Here is a 25,361-nt window from a genome sequence, read left to right as displayed (position 1 = left end):
GGTGAGTCATGTTTTTTTGTGCGGCGCAGCATTCTGAGGCTGTCTGCCGAGCTTACATTCACGGTTCAGCTGCTGCGGTCTGCGGCGCATCACTCTTCTGAAAGGTTTCGCGGTGTTGTCATTTGGTCCTGAAATTCCCTTTGTGCATGAGCTGGGCTTCACCCTCCACAAGATGGAGGGGGGTGAGTCCGAGCTGCACTTCACACCGCGTCCCGAACATCTGAATTCCTTTGGCGTCACCCATGGCGGAGCCTCGATGACGCTGATGGATGTGACTATGGCAGTGGCTGCGCGCAGCGTGGATTTCGATCAGGGTGTGGTCACCATCGAGATGAAAACCTCGTTCATGCAGGCTGCCAATGGCCCGCTGGTGGGCAAGGGCGTGCTGCTGCATCGCACGGGCACCATGGCTTTTACCGAAGGCCGCATCTACGATGCACAAGGCCGACTCTGCGTACATGCCACGGGCACCTTCAAGTACATGAAGCGCAAGCCCAAGGCGGACGGCGAGTTGCAAGCTCTTGCCACAGACTGAGGTCAATAGGCTGCTACTGTTTAATGAGCTGGTATCGCTTATTCAGTATATGTTTTAGGTGAAAAATGCTGTCAAATCCTTTGATATAAGGCGCTGATAGCTATCAAATTGAAGTTCTAACAGGAGACAGATATGACGGTCAATCAGCAGATCCTTCTGGACAACCGCCCCCAGGGTGAGGCGGTGGAGAGCAATTTCAAGCTGGTGCAGTCGCCGCTGCCCACGGTGGGCGAGGGCCAGGTGCTGGTGCGTCACCACTATCTGAGCCTGGACCCCTATATGCGCGGCCGCATGAACGACTCCAAGAGCTATGCCCAGCCCCAGCCACTGGGCGAGGTCATGCAGGGCGGCACGGTGGGCGAGGTTGTCGAGAGCCGCCACCCCAAGTTCAAGGCCGGCGACAAGGTGGTCGGCATGGGCGGCTGGCAGGAGTACTCGCTGCTCGACCCCAGCGTGCCCGGCGCGCTGCGCAAGGTCGACACCACCCATGTGCCGCTGTCCTACTACCTGGGTGCGGTGGGCATGCCGGGCGTGACGGCCTGGTACGGCCTGGTCAAGATCATCAACCCCAAGGCTGGCGAAACCGTGGTCGTCAGCGCCGCGACCGGTGCCGTGGGCAGCGCCTTTGTGGCGCTGGCCAAGGCGCGTGGCTGCCGCGTGGTGGGGATTGCGGGCGGTGCCGAGAAATGCCGCTACGCCGTGCATGAGCTGGGCTTTGATGCCTGCATCGACTACCGCGAGCACCCCGATACCAAGACCATGGCCAAGGCCTTGAAGGACGCCTGCCCCAACGGCATCGACGGCTATTTCGAGAACGTGGGCGGCTATATCTTCGACGCCGTGCTGCTGCGCACCAATGCCTTTGCGCGTGTGGCCCTGTGCGGAATGATTGCCGGCTATGACGGCCAGCCCCTGCCGCTGGCCAACCCGGCGCTGCTGCTGGTCAACCGCATCAAGCTCGAAGGCTTTATCGTCAGCGAGCACATGGAAGTCTGGGGCGAGGCCCTGACCGAGCTGGGCGGCCTGGTGGCAGCCGGCAAGCTCAAGCCGCGCGAGACGATTTCCCAAGGTCTGGCCTCGGCGCCCGGTGCGTTTCTGGGTCTGCTCAAGGGCAAGAACTTCGGCAAGCAGCTGGTGAAGCTGATTTAACCCCCCTGAGGCTGAAAAAAAATCACCCCCTGAGGCGCTTTGCGCCTTCCCCCTCTCTCGCTTCGCTAGAGGGGGACGATGCCTTCGCCGGGGCGGCCCCGCCGCGAGGCGGCTCTTGCTTGGCATCTCTGATCTGGAGTGCGCCAGTTGCAGGCGCTATTTCCATTTTAAAAATATCCGGAGACAAGAATGATCACGAATTTCGCGGGAAAGACGGCGGTTCTGACGGGTGCGGGCTCGGGCTTCGGGCTGGAGTGCGCGCGCATTGGAGCCGCCAGAGGCATGAATCTGGTGCTGGTCGATGTGCAGCAGGAGGCGCTGGATAAGGCAGAGGCCGAGCTCAAGGCCGCCGGTGCCAAGGTGCTGGCGCGCAGGGTCGATGTGTCGGATGCGGCGCAGATGGAGCGACTGGCTGCCGAGGTCAAGGAGACCTTTGGCGCGCCGCACTTCGTCTTCAACAACGCGGGCGTCGGTGCCGGCGGTCTGGTCTGGGAAAACACGGTAGCCGACTGGCAGTGGGTGCTGGGCGTCAATGTCTGGGGCGTGATCCATGGCGTGCGCCTGTTTACGCCCATGATGCTGGAAGCCGCCAAGGCCGATCCCGCCTATGAAGGCCATATCGTCAACACCGCCAGCATGGCCGGTCTGCTGGCGCCGCCGAACATGGGTATCTACAACGTCAGCAAGCATGCGGTGGTCTCGCTGACCGAGACGCTGTACCAGGACCTGGCCCTGGTCTCGGACCAGATCAGCGCCAGTCTGCTCTGCCCCTTCTTCGTGCCCACGGGCATAGGTCACAGCGAGCGCAACCGTCCCCAGGGCCTGGAGGCCCAGCCTTTGACGGCCAGCCAGAAGATAGGCCAGGCAATGACCGACAAGGCCGTTGGCTCGGGCAAGGTTACGGCGACCGAGGTGGCGCAGAAGGTTTTCGATGCCATTGCGTCGGGCCAGTTCTATATCTACAGCCACCCACAGGCCCTGGGCTCGGTGCAGGTGCGTCTGGAGGATGTGGTGCAGGGCCGCAACCCGACGGACCCTTTTGCGCACAAGCCCGAACTGGGCGAGAGCCTCAAGGCGGCGCTGCGCGCAGGCTGAGCGTGAGGGAGTTGAAAAAGCCTTGCCGCTGCGGCAAGGCTTTTTTCATGGCGTGGTCGAAGTCTGGGGGCCGAGCTCGGCCTCGGTGGCCGGGCGCACCAGGCGCAGCAGCAGGGCATTGCCCTTGCCCATATCGGGCACAGCCTGCAGCGTCTCGGTGTTGACCGCCCAGGCCTGCTGGGCCGAGAGACCGGAGATGCTGCTGGATTTGTCCACCTGGGCGTAGTTGTAGGTGTTCAGGCGCTGGGCATTCACGGCGGCCGTGCCCGTCCAGTGCCAGTCGCGCGGCGCGTTGGGAAAGAGTTCCGGGTTCAGACCCTGGGGCTTGCTGCTGCGGTCCAGCAGGCGCTTGAGCTCATTGACGCGCGGCAGCCGCCAGCGCAGGTTTTCGGCCTTGCTGCGTTCTGCGGCATGGGTTACGGCCTGCTTGTAGCTGAAGACCTCGGCCTGGCCGCTGCAGGTCTTGCCATTCCAGCTCATGCCCTCGGCGCAGCGGGGCCATGCCAGCTTGGCCCGCGTGTCTATCACCATGTTTCCATCCGGTGAAGGCACAAAGGCTGGGGCCGCTGCGGCGGGCTGCGCGCTGGCCGACTGAGACAGACATAGCGCAGCGAGTGCGCTCAGGAGTGAAAAGGGCAGACGTGGGGAGGAGCTTGCAGCAATCACGGCGAGAGCAGGGAAGGGTAGTTGAGCCCATTGTGCTTGTCGTCCAGGTGGTCATGGCCTGGATGACCGGGCCTAAAGCCTCGTAATTGGCGGCTTAGGCACAGACGGTGACTGGTTGTCTGGCGTGAGCCTGCACCGTCATGCAGGAAACCGGCGCCTGCTCAGCACATAAATCAAGTTACCACGACAATCACACCCCTATGCAAGCTTCTGTTTCCCTGCGCCTGGTTCTGATTCTCGGCCTGTTGTCGGCCATAGGGCCTTTCGCCATCGATATGTATCTGCCGGCCTTGCCGCAGATCGGCGCCAGCCTGGATGCCCAGGTCGGTGCCGTGCAAGCCAGCCTGACCGCGTTCTTTCTCTCCATCGGTGTGGGCCAGCTGCTCTACGGCCCGGTCTCCGACATGCTGGGTCGCAAGCCGCCGCTGTACTTTGGCCTGACGGTGTTTGCCGTCGCCAGCGTGGGATGTGCGCTGGCGCCCAATATCGAGACCCTGGTGGCGTTTCGCTTTGTGCAGGGTCTGGGCGCTGCGGCCTGCATGGCCGTGCCGCGTGCCGTGGTGCGCGACCTGCATACCGGCCACGCAGCCGCACGAATGATGTCGCTGCTGATGCTGGTCTTCAGCGTCTCGCCGATTCTGGCGCCGCTGGCCGGCAGTGGCGTGATTGCCCTGGCCGGCTGGCGTGCCGTGTTCTGGGTCGTGGCCGTCGCAGCCGTGCTGGGCCTGATCGCCACCTGGCGAGGCGTTGAAGAGACCCGCACCGCCGAAGCGCGGCTGGACAGCAGCCTGGGCGGTGCACTCAAGGCCTATCTGATCCTGTTGCGGGACTGGCATTACCTGGGCCTGGTGTTCATCGGCGGCTGCGCCATGGCGGGCTTTTTTGTCTACCTGGCGGGCTCGCCGTTTGTGCTCATCAACTACTACGGCCTCTCGTCCACGCAGTACAGCATGGCGTTCGCGCTCAACTCCATCGCCTTCATCGGTGCGGCGCAGCTGACGGGTCGGCTGGGTCAGCGCTTTGGCCTGGTCAATGTGGTCAAGGCCGCAGCTTCTGCCTCGGGCGTGACCATGGCTGCATTGCTGGTCTATTACCTGCTGGGCGGCGAGCAGTTGACGGTGCTGATCGTGCTTTACTTCATTGCCAGCGCCTTCATGGGACTGGTGATTCCCACGACCTCGGTGCTGGCCCTGGAAGAGCATGGCGAGATTGCCGGCACGGCCTCTGCCTTGCTGGGAACGCTGCAGATGCTGAGCGGAGCGGCAGCCATGCAGATCGTGGGGCATTTTTCCAATGGCAAGCCCCTGCCCATGGTGGTGGGCATGGCGACCGGAGCCCTGGTGGGCGTGGCGCTGACCTGGATCACGCTGGGCCGTGTACACCGAGTCGCCCATGACTGAGAGCACTGCCCAGACTCCTGTCGCCTATGACGGCTTGCCTGACGGTGCGCGTGGCCGCGCCATGCTGGTCATCATTCTGGGACTGACACTGTCGGTGCTGGACAGCAGCATCGTCAATCTGGCCTTGCCCGCCATTGCGCGCGAGCTGCAGGCCAGCTCGGCCCTGACGCTATGGGTGGTCAACGCCTATCAGCTTGCCGGCCTGGTGCTGCTGCTGCCGCTGGCGGCCCTGGGCGAGCGCCTGGGTTACCGGCGCATCTATCTGCTGGGCATGACGGTGTTTGTCATTGCATCGGTGGCGGCCACGCTGGCCAGCTCGCTGGGCACGCTGATTGCAGCGCGCGTGTTTCAAGGCATGGGTGCGGCCGGCATCATGAGCGTGAACGCGGCTCTGGTGCGCTTGACCTATCCACGTGCCATGCTGGGACGCGGCATGGCCATCAACTCGCTGGTGGTGGCGACCTCGTCCATGGCGGGGCCTTCGGTGGCCGCCGCCATTCTGTCTGTCGCCAGCTGGCCCTGGCTGTTTGCCATCAATGTGCCGCTGGGCTTGATGACCTTGTGGATGGGGCGCAAGGCGCTGCCGTCCAACCCCGTTGTGCGCAAGGATGGCGAGCCGATAGCGGCGCTTGACGTATTGCTCAATATTCTGATGTTCACCCTGCTTTTTCTGGGTGGTGAGCAATTGGGCGTGCGCATTGGGCAGGATCAGGGCGCTGGGGGCAGCCCGCTGATGCCTTCGGGCTGGTGGCTGCTGGGCGCCGGGCTGGTGGTTGGATATGTCTATCTGCGCCGGCAGTGGCACAAGGCAGCTCCTTTGTTTCCGGTCGATCTGATGCGCATTCCCGTGTTCCGGCTGTCGATGTGCGGCTCGGTCTCAGCCTTCTGCGCGCAGATGCTGTCCTATCTGGCCCTGCCGTTCCTGCTGTTGGAGGCGCGCGGACTGTCACCCATGGAGGCCGGCATGCTGATCACGGCCTGGCCGCTGGCCACCGTGCTGACGGCGCCGGTGGCCGGGCGCCTGATCGGCAAGTATCCCGACGGACTGCTGGGCGGCATCGGCATGGCCATGTTTGCCTGCGGACTGTGGCTGCTGGCGGCCATGCCCATCGATGTCGCGCACTGGGATATGGTCTGGCGCATGCTGCTGGCGGGCAGCGGCTTCGCGCTCTACCAGTCGCCCAACAATCACACCATCGTCACTTCGGCCCCCATGTCGCGCAGCGGTGCAGCGGGCGGCATGCTGAGTTCTGCCCGCATGACCGGACAGACGCTGGGTGCCGTGGTGCTGGCCACCATCTTTGCCATCTCGGGCGGGCATGGCGGCAATGCTGAACTGCTGGCGCTGGCTGTAGCCGGCTGTTTTGCGGCGCTGGCCGGAGTTTTCAGCATCTTGCGCGTACGCCCGGGCAAGCCGCAGCACTGATTTGGCAGCAAAAGCGGCTTCTGTCCTGATATTGAGAGCGCAGCCAGTTGCCGATTCAGGCGTTTTGCGGGGGCTGGCTCTAGTCCATTATGACGAGGAGCCTCGCTGCCAAGGTTTTCTACAGTGGTGTCTCAAGCCAGCGGGTGCTGCGACGCTGCATGCCCGCATGACAGGACAATGGCAAGCGGGTGATTGCCGGCGTGTCATTGCGCCTTTGGCTGCTTTACATTTTATTAATATTGTCGGCGCACAATGTTGACAAGTTCTTTAGTTCAGACCGCTCCACGTATGAAGATTGACCAGCCCGCTTCGCCGAGACCGCGCCGAGAGGCGCATTTTTCTTGCCTGCCCAGTGCAAGCCGGCAAGGTCATCGCCAGCAGCGCTGGACACTGGCTGTGGGCGCCATGCTGATTGCTGCTGCACTGGTGGGCTGCTCCAAGCCCGAGGCAGAGCAAAAAGGCCCGCTCAAGTCCGAGCCCAAGGTCGGCGTGGTTACCCTGCAGTCGCAAAGTCAGCAGCTGGATGCCAGCCTGCCGGGGCGCACCCGTGCCTTCATGACTGCCGAAGTACGTCCCCAGGTCTCGGGCATCATTCAGCAGCGTTTGTTCACTGAAGGTGCTCTGGTCAAACAAGGCCAGCAGCTCTACCAGATCGATGCGGCATCGCTGAAGGCTGCCGAGGCCAGCGCAGCGGCTGCTGTGGCCAAGGCCGAAGCCAGCCAGCGCACGCTGGCTGCAACGGCACGGCGCAATGCCGAGCTGGTCAAGATCGATGCGATCAGCAAGCAGGCGTTTGACGAAAGCCAGGCGGCGGCGGCCCAGTCCGCATCGGATGTGGCCGTGGCCAAGGCCAATCTGGAAACCGCACGCATCAATCTCAAGTACAGCCGGATCGAAGCACCGATCGGCGGTCGCATAGCGCTGTCTGCCGTCACGCCTGGTGCGCTGGTCACGGCCAATCAGGCCACGGCGCTCACCACCATCGTGAGGCTGGACCCCATGTATGTGGACTTCACCCAGGCCAGCACCGATCTGATGCAGCTCAAGCGTGATCTGGATTCCGGCCGCTACCAGAAGGTCGAAGGCAACAAGATTCCCGTGCGCATCCAGCTCGACGACGGCAGCGACTACCCGCATCAGGGCAAGCTGGCTTTTGCGGGCGTGATCGTCAACGACACGACCGGCACACTGACCTTGCGTGCCGAGGTGCCCAATCCCGACGGCATGCTCATGCCCGGCATGTATGTGAAGGCCTTGCTGCCGACGGCTCTGGCCCCCGATGCATTGCTGGTGCCGCAACAGTCGGTGACCCGCGATCTGACCGGGCGTGCCAATGTCATGGTCGTCAAGGACGGCGATGTGGTTGAAAAGCGCGATGTGGAGCTGGACCGTGCCGTGGGTGCTTTCTGGTTGCTCAAGACGGGCCTGAAAGCAGGCGAGCGTGTGATGGTGGATGGCTTTCAGCGCATCAAGCCTGGCGACAAGGTCCAGACCGTGGAAGTGGATCTGAAGGCCAAGGCCGAGCGCAAGAGCCAGCGGGGCGAGCCGCCCGTGCAGGCCGCTGCCGATGCCCCTGCCAAGAAGTAAGCAAGGCAGGCGGCACACATGGCTCAGTTCTTCATCAATCGGCCCATCTTTGCGTGGGTCATCGCCATCATCATCATGCTGGCCGGGGCTTTGTCGATCAAGCTGCTGCCGCTGGAGCAGTACCCCGAGATCGCTCCTCCCCGGGTGACCATCGGCGCCCAGTACACGGGCGCTTCGGCGGAGACGGTCGAAAACTCGGTGACGCAGATCATCGAGCAGCAGATCAAGGGCATCGACAACATGCTCTATATGAGCTCGACCAGCAATGCGTCGGGTCAAGCGCGTATCACGTTGACCTTTGCTCCGGGCACCAATGTCGACGTGGCGCAGGTGCAGGTGCAAAACAAGATTCAGGGCGCGGTCAACCGCCTGCCGGACGCTGTGAAGACGCGTGGCGTCTTCATCAACAAGGGCGGCCAGGACTTTCTCGTCACCTACAGTTTCTATTCACCCGATGAGGACGTGACCGCCGTGGACATCGGCGACTACATCAACAGCAATCTGGTGGACATCATCGGGCGCATCGAGGGCGTGGGTGACATCAACGTCTTCGGCACGCCCTATGCGATGCGCATCTGGATGGACCCGGCCAAGATGGAGAAGTACGGGCTGATTCCCTCCGATCTGAGCAGCGCGCTCAACGCGCAGAATGCCCAGGTCTCTGCAGGCCAGCTGGGGGCTCTGCCTGCGGTGCAGAACCAGCAGCTGAACGCGACCATCACGGCGCGCACCAAGCTCAAGACCGTGGAGCAGTTCGAGAACATCGTGCTCAAGTCCTCGAATGACGGCTCTGTCGTCACCATCAAGGACGTGGCACGGGTGGAGCTGGGGGCCGACAATCTGTCCATTCAGGCCAAGCTCAACGGCATGCCTGGTGCGGGCATGGGCATCATCCTGGCCGACGGTGCCAACGCCATGGCGGTGTCGGATGCAGTGGCGGCCAAGCTGGCCGAGCTCAAGCCCTTCTTTCCCAACCAGATCGACTACTTCGTGAGCTCGGACTCCACGCCCTTTGTGCGAGCATCAATCAGCGAGGTGGTGCATGCGCTGGGAGAGGCCATGGTGCTGGTGGTGATCGTGATGTTCGTGTTCCTGCAGAACTTCCGAGCCACGCTGATCCCCGCCATTGCCGTGCCGGTGGTGCTGCTGGGTACCTTCGGCGTGCTGTCCGTCGCGGGCTTTTCCATCAATACCCTGACCATGTTCGCCATGGTGCTGGCCATCGGTCTGCTGGTGGACGATGCCATCGTGGTGGTCGAGAACGTGGAGCGGGTGATGCACGAGACGGGCAAGTCTCCCAAGGAGGCGACGCGCCAGTCCATGAAGGAAATCACGCCCGCACTGGTCGGTATCGGGGTCACGCTGTCGGCGGTGTTCGTGCCCATGGCTTTCTTCGGAGGCTCGACGGGTGTGATCTACCGCCAGTTCTCCATCACCATTGTTGCGGCCATGGCGCTGTCCGTGTTTGTGGCCCTGACGCTTACGCCGGCGTTGTGCGCTACGCTTCTCAAGGCCCCGGATCGCAGCCATGGCGATGGCCATGAGCGTCCCATACGCTCCGGGGTGCTGGGCATCAACGACCGTTTCTTCCGCTGGTTCAACCGCAATTTCGATGCTTCGGCCAATCGTTATCAGAGCACCGTGGCTTTCAGCCTGGGCCGGGCCAAGCGCATGATGCTGATCTTCCTGGCCGTTCTGGCCGCGGTCTGGTTGCTGATGGCCAAGTTGCCCACCTCGTTCCTGCCGGACGAGGATCAGGGCTTTGTCTATGTCAACGTGAATCTGCCTTCCGGCGCTTCGGACGCCCGTCTGCAGGAAGTGCTGGACCAGGTGCGCGAGTATCTGGCCAAGCAGCCGGATGTGATCAGCTTCAACCAGGTTTCGGGCCTCAACGGCGACCAGAGCTCGGCGCGCGGCTTTATCCGTCTGAAGCCCTGGAGCATGCGTCCGCTGCCCTCGCAGTCGGCTGCGGCCATTGCAAACAAGGCGACCAAGGATCTGGCCGGCATCCGTGATGCGCGCGTGCAGGTGGTGTTGCCGCCCGCAGTGCGCGGCCTGGGTTCGAGCTCGGGCTACAACTTCATGATCAAGGACATCAATGGTGTGGGCCATGAAGCGCTGCTCTCCGCGCGGGATCAGGTGCTTGGCGAAATGCGTGCCAACAATCTGCTGACGGCTGTGCGCACCACCAATCTGGAAGACGCCAGCGAGCTGCGCGTGGATGTGGATGACCGCAAGGCTGCCGCTCTGGGGCTGGCGTACACCGACATCAACAGCGTGCTCTCGAGTGCCATGGGCGGCACCTATGTGAACGACTTCCTGAACAACGGTCGCGTCAAGCGTGTCTACATCATGGGCGATGCGCAGTACCGCATGCTGCCCAGCGATATTGCCAAATGGACGGTGCGCAACAACAAGGGCGAGATGGTGCCGTTTGGCGCGTTCTCCAAAACCTACTGGGCCTATGGTTCGCCCCAGCTGCTGCGCTATAACGGCAGCCCGGCCTATGAGTTTGAAGGCCGTGCCGCAGCGGGCATCAGCTCGGGTACCGCCATGGAGACGGTGGAAGACATCCTGAAGAAGCTGCCCAACGGCATTTCCTACGAATGGACCGGAGCTTCTCTGCAGGAGCGCCAGTCAGGTGCGCAGGCGCCCATGCTGTATGCCATCTCGATTCTGTTCGTCTTCCTGTGCCTGGCCGCACTCTATGAAAGCTGGACGGTGCCGCTGTCGGTGATGCTGGCCGTGCCGCTGGGCGTGGTGGGGGCACTGCTGGCGACCTATACACGTGGCTTGACCAACGACGTGTATTTCCAGGTCGGTCTGCTCACCACCGTGGGTCTTGCGGCAAAGAACGCGATCCTGATCGTGGAGTTTGCGGTGCAGCTGCAGGAGCAGGGCAAGAAGCTGTTCGACGCGACGGTGGAGGCCGTGCGTCTGCGTCTGCGTCCCATCCTGATGACTTCTCTGGCCTTTGGTTTCGGTGTGATTCCGCTGGCCATCGGCACCGGCGCTGGCGCTGGTGGTCGCAATGCCATCGGTACGGCCGTGCTGGGCGGCATGGTGGCATCGACGGTGCTGGGTATCTTCCTCGTGCCGGTGTTCTTCCTGCTGGTGCGCAGCTGGTTCAAGAGCCGCTCGCGCAGCGATGAGGCGGCTGACGTCAACAAGGAGAGCGCGGCATGAGGCGCCCGAGCATGAAATTTTCGGCCATGGCGGCCGCCGCAGTGACGGCCTTGCTGGCGGGCTGCAACCTGGCTCCGGCCTATAAAACGCCTGATCTGCCCGTGCCCGAGACTGTCTCCGGCAACGCCGTGCCGGCTCAGGCAAGCGAGGCAGCGCTGCAACAGGCCCAGGCGCTGCAATGGTTGCAGTCGCCGCAGCTGCGCGAGGTGGTGGCGCTGGCGCTGAGCAACAATCGCGATCTGCGCGTCGCGCTGGAAAACATCGAGAAGGCGCGCGCCCAGTACGGCATCACCAGAGCCGACCTGCTGCCGGGCATCACGGCCCAGGCGCAGAGCAATCGCACGCGCACCGCAGGGGATCTGACGACGGCAGGGCGCTCCAGTGTCGCTGAGCAATACACGGCTCAGCTGGGCTTTGCCAGCTATGAGCTGGATCTGTGGGGGCGCATCCGCAATCTGAGCGAAGCCTCGCTGCAGCAGTTTCTGCAAAGCCAGGACAACCGGCGCAATGTGCAGATCGGTCTGGTGGCTGATGTCGCCAATGCCTGGCTGACGCTGGCGGCCGATCAGGCACGCCTGCAACTGGCCAGGGACACGCTGGACAGCCGCATCAAGGCTTTTGAGCTAACGCGGCGCATGCATGAGCTGGGCTCGACCTCCGGACTGGTGCTGGCCCAGAACCAGACTACGGTCGATACGGCACGCGGCGATGTGGCCAGCTATACCTCCCAGGTCGACAGGGACCGCAATGCCCTGCAGCTGTTGGTAGGCGGTCCGGTGCCTACGCAGTTGCTGCCCAACGCCCAGACCCTCACGGGCGCGGCAGACACGGCGGCTCTCAAGCTCGTGCCCGTACCTCTGCCCTCGTCGGTGCTGCTCAAGCGCCCGGATGTGCAGGCTGCGGAGCGCAATCTGCAGGCCATGAATGCCAATATCGGCGCAGCCAGAGCGGCGCTGTTTCCCAGCATCACGCTTACCGGCAGTTTCGGTACCGGAAGCAACGAGCTGGACCGCCTGTTCGGCAACAACAACAGCACCTGGAGTTTCATCCCTCTGGTCAAGCTGCCGATTTTTGATGGCGGCCGCAACCGCGCCAATGTACAGGTAGCCGAGAGCAATCAGCGCATTGCGCTGAGTCAGTACGAGAAGTCCGTGCAGACAGCCTTCAAGGAGGTGGCGGATGTGCTGGCTGACCGAGCCCAGTGGGGTGAGAGGCTGGCCGCCCAGACCAGCATGGTGGCCAATACGCAAAAAGCCTTTGATTTGTCGAATGCTCGCTTCAAGGCCGGCGTGGACAACTATCTGACGGTGCTGGATGCGCAGCGCAGCCTCTATACCGCGCAGCAGACCTTGATAGGCCTGCGCCTGTCGGAACAACTCAACCGCGTGACCTTGTGGAAGGCTCTGGGCGGTGAAGAGGCCGCACTGCAGGGTTGATGGGCGAACTCGCTCGATGAACAAAGCCGCAGTCCGAAAGGCTGCGGCTTTGTTTTTGATAGCTACTGGCGCTTTACCAGTAAGCGATTGGACCGGATTTCATTGAAATTCTGGCGCGCCAATACTCAAGGCATCTTGAACAGCAGGGTCACCTGGAGCCGGAACAGGGTTCCGGCATTCATGGGCACTTCGGGATGAATGACGGTGTTGTTCATCATGGCCAGCCACAGCGGTGCAAGCAGCAATTCCGGGTGCTGCACCAGCTCAGGAGCCTTGAGTTCGCCACGTTTGGCAGCCAACTGTGCGAGCCGGGTGAAATGCTCGAGCAAGGCATCGTGAACGTAACGACGATACATCTGCGCCAGCAGCGGAAACTCTAGGCCTTCGGCGACGACCAGCCTGGCCGTGGCAGAGCGGCCGCTGCTGTCTATGACCTCCGCAGCGGCGCCCACGGTGCGCAGCAGATATTCGCCCACCGATTCATGCTCGTGCATGGGGCTGGACTGCAAGGCCACGGCGGCCGAGGCGATATGTGTCTGGATGACAGCTTCGAACAGGGCTTCCTTGCTGTCGAAATAGCGAAACAGCGTGACCTTTGACAGTCCCGCGCGCTGTGCCACCGAAGCCGTGGTGCCACGCGCATAGCCGTGTTCCAGAAATTCTGCAAACGCAGCCGCCACGATGGAGCGGCGCGTGGCCTGAGTCTTTTGCGGACTGGGGCCGCGTGGCGTGCGCTTGGGACGTGCGGTGTCTGGTTCAATCATGGACGCAAGAGCTGGTGAAGTCGCAGACTATGCCTGCTTGGGGGCGTGCATCGGAGAAAAGCATGCGCGCGCAATGATGGCACATTTATACAACCCGATTCGAAGGCTCCATTCTTGCCTTTGTATGGAGCCTGTCCTGCCCGGAATGATGCGGGCAAACCCTTGTTTTTCTAAAAAATGCCCAAGGCCAGTCCCGTGGCCAGTGATTGCCCCAATGTTTCGCAGCGCTGCAAATCGTCGGCCGATATCTGCTTGGGGGCGAGTATGGCCTCCGGCGTCTGAGCATGGGTGCAGATGATGAGCGGTTCTGCCACGGCCTTCAGGCGCCAGCCGGTGGCAATGCGTTCCATCTGCCTTGCTGCGTTATGACCGTCGCTGCCGGCGCAGACCAAGCTGGCATAGGGACGGCCCTGTATCCGGTCGAGCACGCCGTAATAGCTTCGATCGAAGAAGTCCTTCATCAGACCGCTGATGGCGGCCAGATTCTCCGGCGTGGCAAACAGATAGCCCTGAGCTAGCAGCAGGTCTTGCGGGCCGGCCTGTGAGGCATGCAGCACGCGGACCTCGACGGATTCCTCCTGTCGGGCGCCAGTGCTGGCCGCTTCAACCATCTGGAGTGTGCCGCCAGTCAGTGAGTGGTAGACGATCAGCAGAGTCGTGCGTTGTGACATGGTTGTTTTATTGCCGGTGGGCAAACCACAGGCGCTTGCACGCGGGAATAACCGGGTAGGGCACTGTGGTTCTGCTTAATTGTGGCTAAAAAGATACGAGTTGTCGTGGTTTGTGATGCGGCCTGAATAGGACTAAGCTCCGACAAATATTGACATTTGTCAATTTTGCGACCTGAGGTTGCTCTTGATTTTGCAGCGCTTTGTATTGGATATACAAGCTTGTGCCTATGATTTGATCTAAATCTAGACGCAATCATGCCAAGCCTTTCAGGGTAATCACTTGGTGTGAATGTTCTTTGGATGTAGGTTTGCTCCTACAAACTATGTCGCTCCTCATGTTGGCTCATGGTGCTGCAGCCTTTGCTGCAAGGCGCCACTGCCGACTGGAGCCACCTCGCAACTCAGGATTCTTGTGTTTTTTGCATGTCGCAATTCGCAACTCAGCCAGTGATGAAAGTGCGTAAACCTTGGTTGGCGCTGCTGGCATTGGGTTTTGGAGTTTCCTGTGGCGGTTTGGGGGGCTGGATGCTCCATCAACGCCAGGAGTCGCGCATGCAACAGCGCTTGCAGCTCAGTGCCGATATGGCGACGCGAGCTCTGGAGCAGCGCCTGGGCAGCTATGACCGTCTGCTCGTCAAGCTCGCCGAGCAAATGGCCAGCAATGCGGATGCGGGGCAGCAGGTATTTGCGCAGCATGCCCATGCTCTGCTCAGTCAGGATAGTCTGGTGGGGCTGCAGGCCCTGAGTCTGACCCGTGCGGTGGCTGCGGAGCGGCACACCGATCTTGTGCGTGATTCCCAGGCCTTCGAGGTTTCCTACGTCTGGCCAATGATAGGCAACGAGGCATTGGCGGGAAGCAATGCGCGTCAGCCGGCGGCGGCATTTCATTCTCTGATGCAGGCATGGAGCTCTCGCCAGATGTCGATGTCGGCTCCATTTCGCTTTCTGCAACTTCCCGATAGCCCCAAGGGCGTGGTGTTGCGGGCTCCGTTGTGGGCTGCAGCAGAGGAGGGGGGCGCCGCCGCTATCGGGAAATTTTCCGAAAAGCCGCTGGGAACGCTCAATGCCCGGATCCGTCTGGGCGAATTTGCGAGGGGGCTGGTTCCGGCCAACCTCTACCCTCAGGTGGCCTTCAAGCTGGTGGATCTCAGCCCAGCCGACCCATCGTCAAAGGCCGGTGGAGATCACAAGAGACTGACCGCGCCGCTGTCTATGCTTGCCGGCGGTTCGGAGATTTTGTTCACTGGCTCACTGTGGGCGGAGGCGGAAACCCATCCTGAATTTGCCTTGATCAAGCCGCTGGAGCGGCAGATACAGGTGTATGACCGCATCTGGTCACTGCAGTTCAAGCCCGCGCTCAGCTCTCAGAGAAGGCATGAGAGGAATCTGCCCTGGCTGGTATTGGGCCTGGGCCTGCTGGCGGGGCTGGTGCTGGCTGCCTTGGTCTCGGGCTGGTGGCAAAGCCGCTGGAGCTGGAGTCGGCGCCTCAAGTTCAGTGCCCAGGCAAGGCAGGAGAGTGATGCGCGCTTTCACGCCATGTGCGAGCAGGCTGCCATGGGAGTGCTCGAGCTTGATGTCGCCACGCGCAGCGTACTCAAGGTCAACCAGCATTTCTGTCGGTTGCTGGGCTATGAGGCCCAGGAGATTCGCAGGCGCAACGTGCTGGAGCTGGTCATGCCCGAAGACCAGGCGCACTGTGCGCAACTGCTTGAAGGACTGGACTTGCAGCAGTTCCTGCACAACGCGGGCGAGTTCTGTCTGCGTTCCAAGGAGGGGGCGCCAGTCTGGGTTGAACTCAATGCATTTCTGACCGGACGTCATGAATCGCGGCGCCTGCAGGTGCTGGTGCAGGACATCAGCGGGCGCAAGCGCCTCGAGCAGATGGAGCGTCTGGGTCATCAGCAGTTGCGCAATCTCATGCAAAGACTTCCGGTGGGTCTGGTCATGGAGGATCTGGATGGGCGTCTGGTCTACTGGAACGAAGAGTTTCTGCGTCTGGCCGGCCATGGCGGCAAGCCCAGCGTATCAACCCAGCAATGGTGGGAGCGCATGTTCCCTGATGCCGCTGAGCGCGAGCGAGTCATCCAGCGCTGGGAAGTCGCCACGGCTCAGGCCCGCCGGACGTTGCAGCTGCGCCAATCCGAGCGTGTCGACGATGTGCAGGCTCAGTGGGACGAGCTGGCCACCGAGGCGTCGGCCTGCACGGTGTCTGCGCAGACATTGATGCTCAGGGGGGTAGACGGTCTGCGCCGCCCAGTTGCGGTCAGTGCCGTGCTGCAAGCCGAGGGGTGCTTGATGGTGCTGCAGGATCAGAGCCAGCGTATGGCGGCCGAGCAGGAGGTCCGCCGTCTGGCTTTCTACGATGCCTTGACTGGCCTGCCCAACCGGCGCCTGCTGGCTGATCGGCTGCAACAGGCTCTGGCCGTGGCTCAACGCCAGGCTCATTTTGGTGGTGTGGTGCTGCTGGATATCGATAATTTCAAAGCCTTCAACGAGACCTATGGTCTGGATCAGGGTGATTTGCTGCTGCAGTCGATGAGTCAGCGCATCCGTGGTCTGCTTCCCTCAGGGGCCACGATTGCTCGTCAGGGTGGTGATGATTTTGTACTTTTGATCGATGACCTTGGCAGCGATTCCGTGGCGGCTGCCGCCAGGCTGGAGCAGCAGGCCGACCAGTGGCTGAGCCGATTACGTGAGCCCATAGAAATCGGCGGTATTCCGCGCTCCATCACCGTCAGCATGGGCCTGAGCCTGTTTGGCGAAGCAGAACTGACGGGTGAAGAGGTACAGCGCCGCGCTGAAATGGCCATGTACCAGGCCAAGAGCCAGGGGCGCAATGTCAGTTGCTTCTTTGACCCCCAACTGCAATCGGCGCTGCAGGAGCGCCGTACGCTTGAGCAGGACATGCGTGCCGGTCTGCAGGCCGGTGAGTTCGAGCTGTTCTATCAACCTCAGGTGGAGATGGGCAAGGTGATCGGCGCCGAAGGTCTGCTGCGCTGGAAGCATCCTGAAAAAGGCTTCGTCCCCCCTGCGCACTTCATTCCGCTGGCTGAGGAAACAGGCGTCATACTGCCCTTGGGCGACTGGGTGCTGCAGGCCGCCTGCCAACAACTCGCGAAATGGGCCAAGCACCCCCGTTATGCGCAACTGGTGCTCTCGGTCAACGTCAGTCCCAAGCAGTTCCATCAGAGCGGATTTGTCGAACAGGTGCTCAAGGCGCTGGCCGAGCATGGGGCCGATGCGCGTCGGCTCAAGCTGGAGTTGACCGAAGGCATGCTGGTCTCCGATGTGGACGACACCATCGCCAAGATGATGCGTCTGAAGTCCTACGGCATCGGATTTTCGCTGGACGACTTTGGTACCGGCTACTCCTCGCTGTCCTATCTGAAACGGCTGCCGCTCGATCAGCTCAAGATCGACCGCAGCTTTGTGCGTGACGTACTGACCGATCCCAATGACGCAGCCATTGCCCGCACCATTGTGGCTCTGGCCAAGAGCCTGAGTCTGCATGTGATCGCCGAAGGCGTGGAGACCCAGGCCCAGTGCCGCTTTCTCGAAGGCATACGCTGCTATGCGTGGCAGGGGTATCTGATGAGCCCGCCCGTGCCGGTCAGCGAGTTCGAGAGCCTGGTCACCAATGGCAATGTGCCGGGATCTCCGACGCCGGCTCTCAGTCCGGTGTCCATGCGCTGAGGCAGTTCATGCTCTCTACAATGCCCGCATTTCGCTGTGTGAGAGATTGAATTGCCTGAAATCAAGACCCTGCTGTTATTTGTCCTGACCGCCGTGGCGGAGATTGTGGGCTGCTACCTGCCCTGGCTCTGGCTCAAGCAGGGCGCCAGCGCCTGGCTGCTGCTGCCTGCTGCGGTCAGCCTGGCCTTGTTTGTCTGGCTGCTGACTTTGCATCCCTCGGCCTCTGGTCGTATCTACGCGGCCTACGGCGGCATCTACATCAGCGTGGCGCTTCTGTGGCTGTGGCTGGTGGATGGCATCAAACCCAGCGCCTGGGATATGGCAGGGGTGGCCGTCTGTCTGGTGGGGGCGGGCCTGATTGCTTTTCAGCCTCGCACCTGAGGCGCCCGCGGCTCTCTTATTCGATCAAAATCTGCCCAATCCCTTACCGATCCTGCGCAGGCAGCTATGGTTTGCGTGTATGCAGCAATCTTGGCTGGCGAGGGGGCAGGCCGCGTTATGATTCCCGTCTGTTGACGGTTGCTAGCAAGAACAGGGCTTTTTCAAGTTTTGCGTTTGTGCAACCGCTTTTGCCGTTTTCCTTTCCCAATCACAAGCCTTTGCTGGCCAGCCTCTAGACCGACACCGACACCGTGCGCCTGAATTCCATCAAGCTCTCCGGCTTCAAATCCTTTGCCGAGCCCACCAATTTCATTCTGCCGGGGCAGATGGTCGGCGTGGTGGGGCCCAACGGCTGTGGCAAGTCCAACATCATGGATGCGGTGCGCTGGGTGCTGGGGGAGAGCAAGGCCAGCGAGTTGCGTGGCGAGTCCATGCAGGACGTGATCTTCAATGGCACCACGCATCGCAAGCCGTCCAGCCGTGCCAGTGTGGAGCTGACCTTCGACAACAGCGACCACCGTGCGGGCGGTCAGTGGGGGCAGTTTGGAGAGATCGCCGTCAAGCGCGTGCTCACGCGCGAGGGCAACAGCAGCTACTTCATCAACAACCAGCCCGTGCGTCGTCGCGACGTTCAGGACGTGTTTCTGGGCACGGGTCTGGGACCGCGTGCCTACGCCATCATCGGCCAGGGCACGATCAGCCGCATTATCGAGTCGCGCCCCGAAGAGCTGCGCCTGTTCCTCGAAGAAGCGGCCGGGGTTTCCAAGTACAAGGAGCGTCGTCGTGAGACGGAAAACCGCCTCTCGGCCACGACCGAGAACCTCACCCGTGTGGAAGACATTCTGCGCGAGCTCAATGCCAATCTGGACAAGCTGGAAAAGCAGGCCGAAGTTGCGGCCAAGTACAACGGCCTGAACGCCCAGGTCACGCTCAAGCAGCATCAACTGTGGTTCATGAAGCGGGCCGATGCCGAGGCCGAGCAGGACCGCGTGCGCATCGAAGGCCTCAAGGTCGTCAACGAGCTCGAAGAGCGCATGGCCGATATCCGCAACAACGAGAGCGGACTCGAGACCCTGCGTCAGTCGCACTACGACGCCAGCGATCAGGTCAATCAGGCGCAGAGCAAGCTCTACGAAGCCACGGCCGAGGTCGGCAAGCTGGAGGCTGAAATCCGCTATGTGGTCGAAGGCCGCCAGCGTGTACAACTGCGTCTGCAGCAACTGGCCGAGCAACTGCTGCTGTGGAGCAGCCGCAGCGAAGAGGCCCAGGGCGAGATCGAGAACATCGAAGGTGCGGGCATGGATGCCGAAGAGCAGGCCGAGATGCTGGCTGCCCAGCTCGAGGAGCAAAGCACCCGCCTGCCCGATCTGGAAGATTCTCTGCATAAGGCGCAGAAAGCCGATGCAGACCAGCGCAACTCGGTGGTGCAGGTGCAGCAGCAGATTCAGGTGCTGGCCGCCGAGCAGCGCAGCCTCGATGAGCAGCGTCGCCAGTTTGAAACCCGTTATGAACGTTTGCGTGCCGACCGCAATGCACTGGAAACGCCGGACGAAGCGCGCCTGAACAATTTGCAGGCACAACTGGCCGAGGCGCAGGAGCTGGCCGAGATGGCCGATGCCGTCCTCAATGAGTTGCAGGACAGCGTGCCGCAACTCGACGAGGATAGGCGCGCACGCCAGCAGGCCGTGAATGCCGAAAACAGTCGTCACGCCGATCTGTCTGCGCGGCTGGATGCGCTCAAGGCCTTGCAGGAAAAGGTCAAGACCGATGGCAAGCTTCAGCCCTGGCTGGCCAAGCATGGGTTGGACGGCATGCAAGGTCTGTGGAGCCGCATAGCCATCGAGTCGGGCTGGGAAAATGCGCTGGAAGCCGCACTGCGCGAACGTCTGGGGGCACTGGAAGTCGGGCGCCTCGACATGGTGCGCGGTTTTCTGGGCTCGGGGGGGCTGGACGCTCCGCCGGCCCGGCTGGCCTTCTTCAGCCAGGCTCAGGCAGCCGGTGCCCCGTCAGCTGCGCGCTTTGCGCGTCTCAGCGATCTGCTCAAGATCAATGACGCCGGCCTGCGCGCCGTGCTGGTGGACTGGCTGACGGGCTGCTATACCGCGCCCACGCTCGACGAGGCCCTGGCCAAGCGTGCCGATCTGCAGGCCGGCGAGACCATTTATGTGCCCACCGGCCATGCGGTGGCGGCCCACAGCGTGACTTTTTATGCGCAGGACTCCGAACAATCTGGGTTGCTGGCGCGGGCGCAGGAAATCGAGCACCTGGAAAAGGAAGTCCGCGCCCAGGCGCTGATCGCTGATGAATCGCGTTCGGCTTTGGTGCGCGCCGAAAGCGCTTATGCAGATGCCTCGCAGCGGCTGGTGTCTGCACGTCGCGAAGCCAGCGAGTCGCAAAGTCGCTCCCATGAGCTGCAGGTCGAGACCTTGCGCCTGTCTCAGCTGGCCGAGCAGGCGCGGGCACGCAACGCGCAAATTTCGGCGGATCTGTCCGAAGTCGAAACCCAGCTCTCCGATATCGAAGAGCGCAAGGTCGCCGCCGAGGCACGCTTTGAAGAGCTGGACATGCAACTGGCCGACAGCCAGGAGCGTCATGCCCAGCTGGGAGATCGCGTGCTGGAGGCCGAGCGCCGCCTGAACGAATCGCGCGAGCAGTTGCGCAGCCTGGAGCGTCAGGCCCAGGAGGCAACCTTCTCGCAGCGCACTCTGCACGCGCGTCGCGCCGAGTTGTCGCGCACCATCGAAACCGCCAGCCAGCAGGCCAAGTCCCTGGCCGAGGAGCAGCAGCGCGCTCAGGACGAACTGGCAAGACTGTCTGATGCCGCGGCGCAGGGTGGTCTGCAGGATGCACTGGATCTGAAGATGCAGCGCGAAAAAGAGGTTGCCGAACGCCGCAGCGAATATGAGGATCTGACCAACAAGCTGCGTGCCAGCGACGAGCGCCGCCAGAGCCTGGAAAAGGCACTGGACCCGCTGCGTCAGCGCATCACAGAATTTCAGCTCAAGGAGCAGGCCGCGCGTCTGGGTCTGGAGCAGTACAGCAACCTGCTGACCGAAGCCGAGGCTGATCTGGCGGCGGTGGCTCAGTCGATCGCCGAAGGCAATGTGCGCATGCACGGCCTGCAAGGTGAAATCGACCGTCTGCACCGCGAAATCCAGGCCTTGGGGGCCGTGAATCTGGCCGCGCTGGATGAATTGACCCTGGCGCGTGAGCGAAAGACCTTCCTCGATGCGCAGATGGATGATCTGACCAAGGCCATGAATACCCTGGAAGAGGCGATCCGCAAGATCGATGCCGAAACGCGGGATCTGCTGACCGGCACCTTCGATATCGTCAATCGTCACTTCGGCCGCATGTTCCCCGAGCTGTTCGGTGGCGGTCAGGCCAAGCTGGTGATCACTGGCGACGAAATCCTTGATGCCGGCGTGCAGGTGATTGCCCAGCCGCCCGGCAAGAAGAACCAGACCATTCACCTGCTCTCGGGCGGCGAAAAGGCGCTGACCGCGATTGCGCTGGTGTTTGCCATCTTCCAGCTCAACCCAGCGCCATTCTGTCTGCTGGACGAGGTGGATGCGCCGCTGGACGATGCCAATACCGAACGTTATGCCAAGCTGGTTTACAGCATGAGCAAGGGAACCCAGTTCCTGTTCATCAGTCACAACAAGATTGCCATGGAGATGGCCGAACAGCTGATTGGTGTGACCATGCAGGAGCAGGGCGTTTCACGAATTGTTGCGGTGGACATGGAGTCCGCCCTCTCCATGGCTGAGCTATCCTGAGCCCGGTCATCCCCTATTGAAGAACCGTTTTCTCACATGAGTAACTTGCAAATCAGTCTGGCCGTCATGGGAGTGGTGCTGTTGGCGCTGATCGTTGCCTACAACTCCTGGACTGCGCGCCGCAATGCGCCCAAGCGGGCCGAGCCTGAGGAGGAAAGCGCAGATCCTCAGCGTCTCGAGCCCGGAATGAACACCGTCGGTCATGGTGCGGACCTGACCAAATACCAGCATGAGCCCGTGCTCGGGGACTTCGGCAAGGCCATTCCCGGTACCGAGCCCCTGCAGATGCCCGAATCCGCAGGTCGCTTTGCCGAAGCCGATGCCGAGCTGGCCCGCCTGGTAGCACGCGAAGCCCATGAGGAAGCGCAGCGCCAGGAAGCCCTGGCTGCCGCCCAGCACAAAGCCGAGGAGACTGAGGCTGCGCATGCTGTGCAAGAGGTGACTGCTCAGCGCACGGAGCCAGCCATTGCTGCCGTGACCGAGCAGGCCGCGCAAGCAGTGGAGCCCGTGCTGACGGACGCTCCTCTGGCTGCTTCGATTCCTCCCGCCTCGTCAGTGGAGCGGCGCGGCCATCTGGATGCGCTGATCGATGCGATCGCTCCGATTACCGTGGCCCAGATTGTTCCTGGTGAAGTGGCCTTGCAGGCCCAGCCCAGCACCCGCCGTGCCGGCAACAAGCCCTTTGCCATTGAAGGCATGAACCAGGACAGCAAGCAGTGGGAGCCGTTGCAGACCGGCCAGCGCTATCTGGGCTTTCAGGCCGGTGTTCAACTGGCCAACCGTACCGGTGCACTCAACGAGATCGAGTTTTCGGAGTTCGTCACCAAGGTGCAGCGCTTCGCCGATGCGCTGGGCGCCATGGTCGACGTGCCCAATATGCTCAATGAGGTCTCGCGGGCACGCGAGCTCGATCAGTTCGCCAGCGAGCACGATGCGCAGCTGAGCTTTATGCTGCGTGCGCGTCAGGCATCCTGGAGTGCCGGTTATGTGCAGCAGAATGCGCAGCGCCTGGGCTTTGTCATCACGCCCATGCCGGGCCGCATGGTGCTTGCCTCTCCCATCCAGGGCCTGCCGCCGGTGCTGGTGCTGAACTACGACCCTCAGGCCGCCATGGGCGACGATCTGGATCAGTCCGTCGTGCGCGAATTCCTGCTCAGCCTGGATGTGGCCCAGGTGCCGAGAGGGCAGCAGCCGTTTGCGCGCCTGCGCCAGGTGGCGGAGCAGCTGTGCCAGACCATGGACGGAGTGCTCTGCGACCAGAATGGCTATCTGCTGCCGGTCTCGGCGCTGGACCCGATTCAGCATGACCTGGAGCTGCTCTACGACAAGCTCGACAGTGCAGAGCTGTCGGCAGGATCACTTCTCGCCAGAAGGCTTTTCAGCTAAAACAAACAGGGCCAACGATGTTGGCCTTTTTTATCCCAGACCGTGAATTTCCAGCGGGCAGAGCATGACCGAGAATTTAGACCTTTTTTCCGCTGAACCCCAGGGCCAGAAGCCGTCGGCAGCCATCAATGCAGGGGTGCCTGAAAGCGTGATGAGCAAGGCTGCGGCATTGCGTGCCCAACTCCATCAATGGGCACATGAGTACTACGTGCTTGATGCGCCCACGGTGCCCGACGGGGAATATGACCGCGTCTATCAGCAACTGGAAGCACTGGAAGGGGCTTACCCCGCACTCGTTACGCCGGACTCTCCCACGCAGCGTGTGGTTGGTGCTGTGCTGGACGGTTTGACTCCGGTTCGCCATGCCGTGCCCATGCTGAGCATCCAGACAGAGACCGATAACGAGGCCACGGGTGCGATTGCCTTCGACCAGCGTGTGCGCAAGGAACTGGGGCTGGATGAATCCGCTGCTGCCATCGAATATGTGGCCGAGCCCAAGTTCGATGGCCTGGCCATGAATCTGCGTTATGAAAACGGCCGCCTGGTGCAAGCCACCACACGCGGAGATGGTGAGGTGGGGGAAGACGTCACGCACAATATCCGTACCATTCGCCAGATTCCACTGTCCCTGTCCGCAGGCCGCGATGTGCCGCCCGTGGTGGAGGTGCGCGGCGAAGTGCATATGGCCAAGGCCGATCTGGACAGGCTCAATGCGCGTCAGCAGGCCGCAGGTGCCAAGACCTTTGCCAATCCGCGCAATGCGGCTGCCGGATCGGTCCGTCAGCTCGACTCGAGTATCGCGGCTCAGCGCCCGCTGTCGTTCTTCGCCTATGGTCTGGGCGAGATCACGCCACCGCAGCAGGGCGGGCCGGACTTCGGCACGCATTACGCCATGCTGCAGACACTGAAATCCTGGGGCTTTCCGGTTGCACCGCAAGTCAGTATTGCGCGGGGTGCTTCTGAACTGGTTGCATTTCACGAACGCATCGGTGCCGAGCGCGCCAATCTGCCCTATGAAATCGACGGCGTGGTCTACAAGGTCAACAGCCTGGCCCTGCAGCGTCAGCTGGGCTTCAAGTCGCGCGAGCCGCGCTGGGCCGTGGCACACAAATATCCAGCGCAGGAGATGCCTACGTTGATGGAAGCCATCGATGTGCAGGTGGGACGCACGGGCAAGCTGACGCCCGTGGCGCGCCTGGCTCCTGTGCAGGTGGGCGGTGTGGTGGTGACCAATGCCACGCTGTCCAATTTGTTCGACATCCGCAAGAAGGGCGTGCGCGTGGGCGATCAGGTCATCGTGCGCCGTGCGGGCGATGTGATTCCCGAGGTGGTGGGGCGGGTGCCGGGCGAGCGGCCTGCTTATGTGCCCAACTTCCGCATGCCCAAGAGCTGTCCCATCTGCGGCAGCGAGGTGGTGCGTGAAAAAGGCGAGGCCAATCACCGCTGCACGGGCGGCCTGTTCTGTGGCGCGCAGCGCAAGGAAGCAATCCTGCACTTTGCTCACCGCCGTGCCATGGACATCGAAGGTCTGGGCGACAAGTTGGTCGATCAGCTCGTGGATGCCCAGGTGGTGCGAGTGCTGCCTGACCTTTACAGGCTGGGCTTGAGCTCGCTGGCAGCGCTGGATCGCATGGCCGAGAAATCGGCTCAGAACGTGCTGGCGGCCCTGGAGAAATCCAAGAGCACCACGCTGCAGCGCTTTCTGTTTGGTCTGGGCATTCGCAATGTAGGTGAGTCCACGGCCAGGGATCTGGCCAAGCATTTCGGCAAGCTCGACGCCATCATGGACGCCAGCGTGGAGGAGTTGCTGCAGGTCAAGGATGTCGGGCCGGTGGTGGCCGACAGCATTCACACCTTTTTTGCCCAACCCCATAACCGCGAGGTGGTGGAGCAACTGCGCGCCTGCGGTGTGCACTGGGACGAAGGCGAGCCGGCCGAGAAGGCGTCTCAGATTCTGGCCGGCATGACCGTGGTGCTGACCGGCACCTTGCCCACGCTGGGCCGCGACGCCGCCAAGGATATGCTGGAGGCGGCGGGTGCCAAGGTCTCGGGTTCGGTCAGCAAAAAGACCAGCTATGTGGTCGCAGGGGCGGAGGCGGGCAGCAAGCTGGCCAAGGCCGAGGAGCTGGGCGTGCCCGTGCTGGACGAGGCTGGCATGCTGGCACTGCTAAGGGGCGAGCAGCCCGGTTGAGTCGACTGTAGAAGCA

16 protein-coding genes are annotated in these 25,361 nt (G+C 62.1%); 13 read left to right on the top strand and 3 right to left on the bottom strand.

Annotated features, from left to right (window positions below):
- Positions 1-112: 112 nt before the first annotated feature.
- The 3 genes from DFO48_RS15170 to DFO48_RS15160 all read left to right on the top strand — a co-directional run bounded on the left by DFO48_RS15170 (position 113) and on the right by DFO48_RS15160 (position 2,779).
- The gene (locus DFO48_RS15170; RefSeq protein ID WP_034348721.1) at positions 113-535 is read left to right on the top strand and encodes a PaaI family thioesterase; all 423 of its coding nucleotides are present in this window, start codon (positions 113-115) and stop codon (positions 533-535) included.
- A 132-nt stretch (positions 536-667) separates the two neighbouring features.
- The gene (locus DFO48_RS15165) at positions 668-1,684 is read left to right on the top strand and encodes an NADP-dependent oxidoreductase (RefSeq protein ID WP_003075973.1); all 1,017 of its coding nucleotides are present in this window, start codon (positions 668-670) and stop codon (positions 1,682-1,684) included.
- A gap of 189 nt (positions 1,685-1,873) precedes the next feature.
- Positions 1,874-2,779: an SDR family oxidoreductase gene (locus DFO48_RS15160; protein ID WP_114863948.1), complete on the top strand. Its 906-nt coding sequence runs from the start codon at positions 1,874-1,876 to the stop codon at positions 2,777-2,779.
- 45 nt (positions 2,780-2,824) lie between these two features.
- Here the strand turns inward: DFO48_RS15160 and DFO48_RS15155 are convergent, their stop codons facing one another.
- Positions 2,825-3,310, bottom strand: coding sequence for a DUF1566 domain-containing protein (locus tag DFO48_RS15155; protein WP_114863947.1), 486 nt, complete (start codon positions 3,308-3,310; stop codon positions 2,825-2,827).
- Positions 3,311-3,645: 335 nt separating this feature from the next.
- Here DFO48_RS15155 and DFO48_RS15150 point away from each other — a divergent pair, with 335 nt between their 5' ends.
- The 5 genes from DFO48_RS15150 (at position 3,646) to DFO48_RS15130 (ending at position 12,480) form a co-directional block, all read left to right on the top strand.
- Positions 3,646-4,845 carry a multidrug effflux MFS transporter gene (locus DFO48_RS15150; RefSeq protein WP_003075979.1) on the top strand — a complete coding sequence of 400 codons (1,200 nt, stop codon included), beginning with the start codon at positions 3,646-3,648 and terminating at the stop codon, positions 4,843-4,845.
- The gene (locus DFO48_RS15145) at positions 4,838-6,271 is read left to right on the top strand and encodes an MFS transporter (protein WP_114863946.1); all 1,434 of its coding nucleotides are present in this window, start codon (positions 4,838-4,840) and stop codon (positions 6,269-6,271) included. The genes DFO48_RS15150 and DFO48_RS15145 overlap by 8 nt, the downstream gene beginning before the upstream one ends.
- Before the next feature lie 288 nt (positions 6,272-6,559).
- A complete protein-coding gene (locus DFO48_RS15140) occupies positions 6,560-7,858 on the top strand; it encodes an efflux RND transporter periplasmic adaptor subunit (protein ID WP_114863945.1) in 1,299 nt (432 codons plus the stop codon).
- Positions 7,859-7,876: 18 nt separating this feature from the next.
- A complete protein-coding gene (locus DFO48_RS15135) occupies positions 7,877-11,044 on the top strand; it encodes an efflux RND transporter permease subunit (RefSeq protein WP_114863944.1) in 3,168 nt (1,055 codons plus the stop codon).
- On the top strand, positions 11,041-12,480 hold the full coding sequence (locus tag DFO48_RS15130) for an efflux transporter outer membrane subunit (protein ID WP_114863943.1): 1,440 nt from the start codon (positions 11,041-11,043) through the stop codon (positions 12,478-12,480). The genes DFO48_RS15135 and DFO48_RS15130 overlap by 4 nt, the downstream gene beginning before the upstream one ends.
- A 125-nt stretch (positions 12,481-12,605) precedes the next feature.
- Here DFO48_RS15130 and DFO48_RS15125 read toward each other — a convergent pair whose 3' ends face one another.
- Positions 12,606-13,244: a TetR/AcrR family transcriptional regulator gene (locus DFO48_RS15125; protein ID WP_003075989.1), complete on the bottom strand. Its 639-nt coding sequence runs from the start codon at positions 13,242-13,244 to the stop codon at positions 12,606-12,608.
- Between the two features lie 170 nt (positions 13,245-13,414).
- On the bottom strand, positions 13,415-13,915 hold the full coding sequence (locus DFO48_RS15120) for a flavodoxin family protein (protein WP_114863942.1): 501 nt from the start codon (positions 13,913-13,915) through the stop codon (positions 13,415-13,417).
- A gap of 552 nt (positions 13,916-14,467) precedes the next feature.
- On the opposite strand from DFO48_RS15120, the gene DFO48_RS15115 reads away from it, so the two are divergent.
- The 5 genes from DFO48_RS15115 to ligA all read left to right on the top strand — a co-directional run bounded on the left by DFO48_RS15115 (position 14,468) and on the right by ligA (position 25,345).
- Complete coding sequence (locus DFO48_RS15115; RefSeq protein ID WP_114864249.1) at positions 14,468-17,608, top strand: EAL domain-containing protein; 3,141 nt, start codon at positions 14,468-14,470, stop codon at positions 17,606-17,608.
- A gap of 51 nt (positions 17,609-17,659) precedes the next feature.
- A complete protein-coding gene (locus DFO48_RS15110) occupies positions 17,660-17,989 on the top strand; it encodes a YnfA family protein (protein WP_114863941.1) in 330 nt (109 codons plus the stop codon).
- Positions 17,990-18,240: 251 nt separating this feature from the next.
- Positions 18,241-21,768, top strand: a complete 3,528-nt coding sequence (gene smc / locus DFO48_RS15105; protein ID WP_114863940.1) for a chromosome segregation protein SMC — start codon at positions 18,241-18,243, stop codon at positions 21,766-21,768.
- Between the two features lie 36 nt (positions 21,769-21,804).
- Positions 21,805-23,154 (top strand): hypothetical protein, encoded by a 1,350-nt coding sequence (locus tag DFO48_RS15100; protein ID WP_003075999.1) that lies wholly within the window; start codon positions 21,805-21,807, stop codon positions 23,152-23,154.
- Between the two features lie 64 nt (positions 23,155-23,218).
- Entirely contained in the window at positions 23,219-25,345 is a 2,127-nt protein-coding gene (ligA, locus tag DFO48_RS15095; protein ID WP_114863939.1) for an NAD-dependent DNA ligase LigA, read from the top strand.
- Positions 25,346-25,361: the final 16 nt, after the last annotated feature.

This window comes from Comamonas sp. AG1104, from assembly GCF_003350425.1.
GTDB lineage: Bacteria > Pseudomonadota > Gammaproteobacteria > Burkholderiales > Burkholderiaceae_C > Comamonas > Comamonas testosteroni.
This window is presented reverse-complemented; position numbering and strand designations above follow the sequence as displayed.

Excerpts from the sequence above, each read along its gene's own strand:
- DFO48_RS15165 (WP_003075973.1), top strand. The coding sequence starts at position 668 with ATGACGGTCAATCAGCAGATCCTTCTGGACAACCGCCCCCAGGGTGAG.
- DFO48_RS15160 (WP_114863948.1), top strand. The coding sequence starts at position 1,874 with ATGATCACGAATTTCGCGGGAAAGACGGCGGTTCTGACGGGTGCGGGC.
- DFO48_RS15155 (WP_114863947.1), bottom strand. The coding sequence starts at position 3,310 with ATGGTGATAGACACGCGGGCCAAGCTGGCATGGCCCCGCTGCGCCGAG.
- DFO48_RS15150 (WP_003075979.1), top strand. The coding sequence starts at position 3,646 with ATGCAAGCTTCTGTTTCCCTGCGCCTGGTTCTGATTCTCGGCCTGTTG.
- DFO48_RS15145 (WP_114863946.1), top strand. The coding sequence starts at position 4,838 with ATGACTGAGAGCACTGCCCAGACTCCTGTCGCCTATGACGGCTTGCCT.
- DFO48_RS15140 (WP_114863945.1), top strand. The coding sequence starts at position 6,560 with ATGAAGATTGACCAGCCCGCTTCGCCGAGACCGCGCCGAGAGGCGCAT.
- DFO48_RS15135 (WP_114863944.1), top strand. The coding sequence starts at position 7,877 with ATGGCTCAGTTCTTCATCAATCGGCCCATCTTTGCGTGGGTCATCGCC.
- DFO48_RS15130 (WP_114863943.1), top strand. The coding sequence starts at position 11,041 with ATGAGGCGCCCGAGCATGAAATTTTCGGCCATGGCGGCCGCCGCAGTG.
- DFO48_RS15125 (WP_003075989.1), bottom strand. The coding sequence starts at position 13,244 with ATGATTGAACCAGACACCGCACGTCCCAAGCGCACGCCACGCGGCCCC.
- DFO48_RS15120 (WP_114863942.1), bottom strand. The coding sequence starts at position 13,915 with ATGTCACAACGCACGACTCTGCTGATCGTCTACCACTCACTGACTGGC.
- DFO48_RS15115 (WP_114864249.1), top strand. The coding sequence starts at position 14,468 with ATGCAACAGCGCTTGCAGCTCAGTGCCGATATGGCGACGCGAGCTCTG.
- DFO48_RS15100 (WP_003075999.1), top strand. The coding sequence starts at position 21,805 with ATGAGTAACTTGCAAATCAGTCTGGCCGTCATGGGAGTGGTGCTGTTG.
- ligA (WP_114863939.1), top strand. The coding sequence starts at position 23,219 with ATGACCGAGAATTTAGACCTTTTTTCCGCTGAACCCCAGGGCCAGAAG.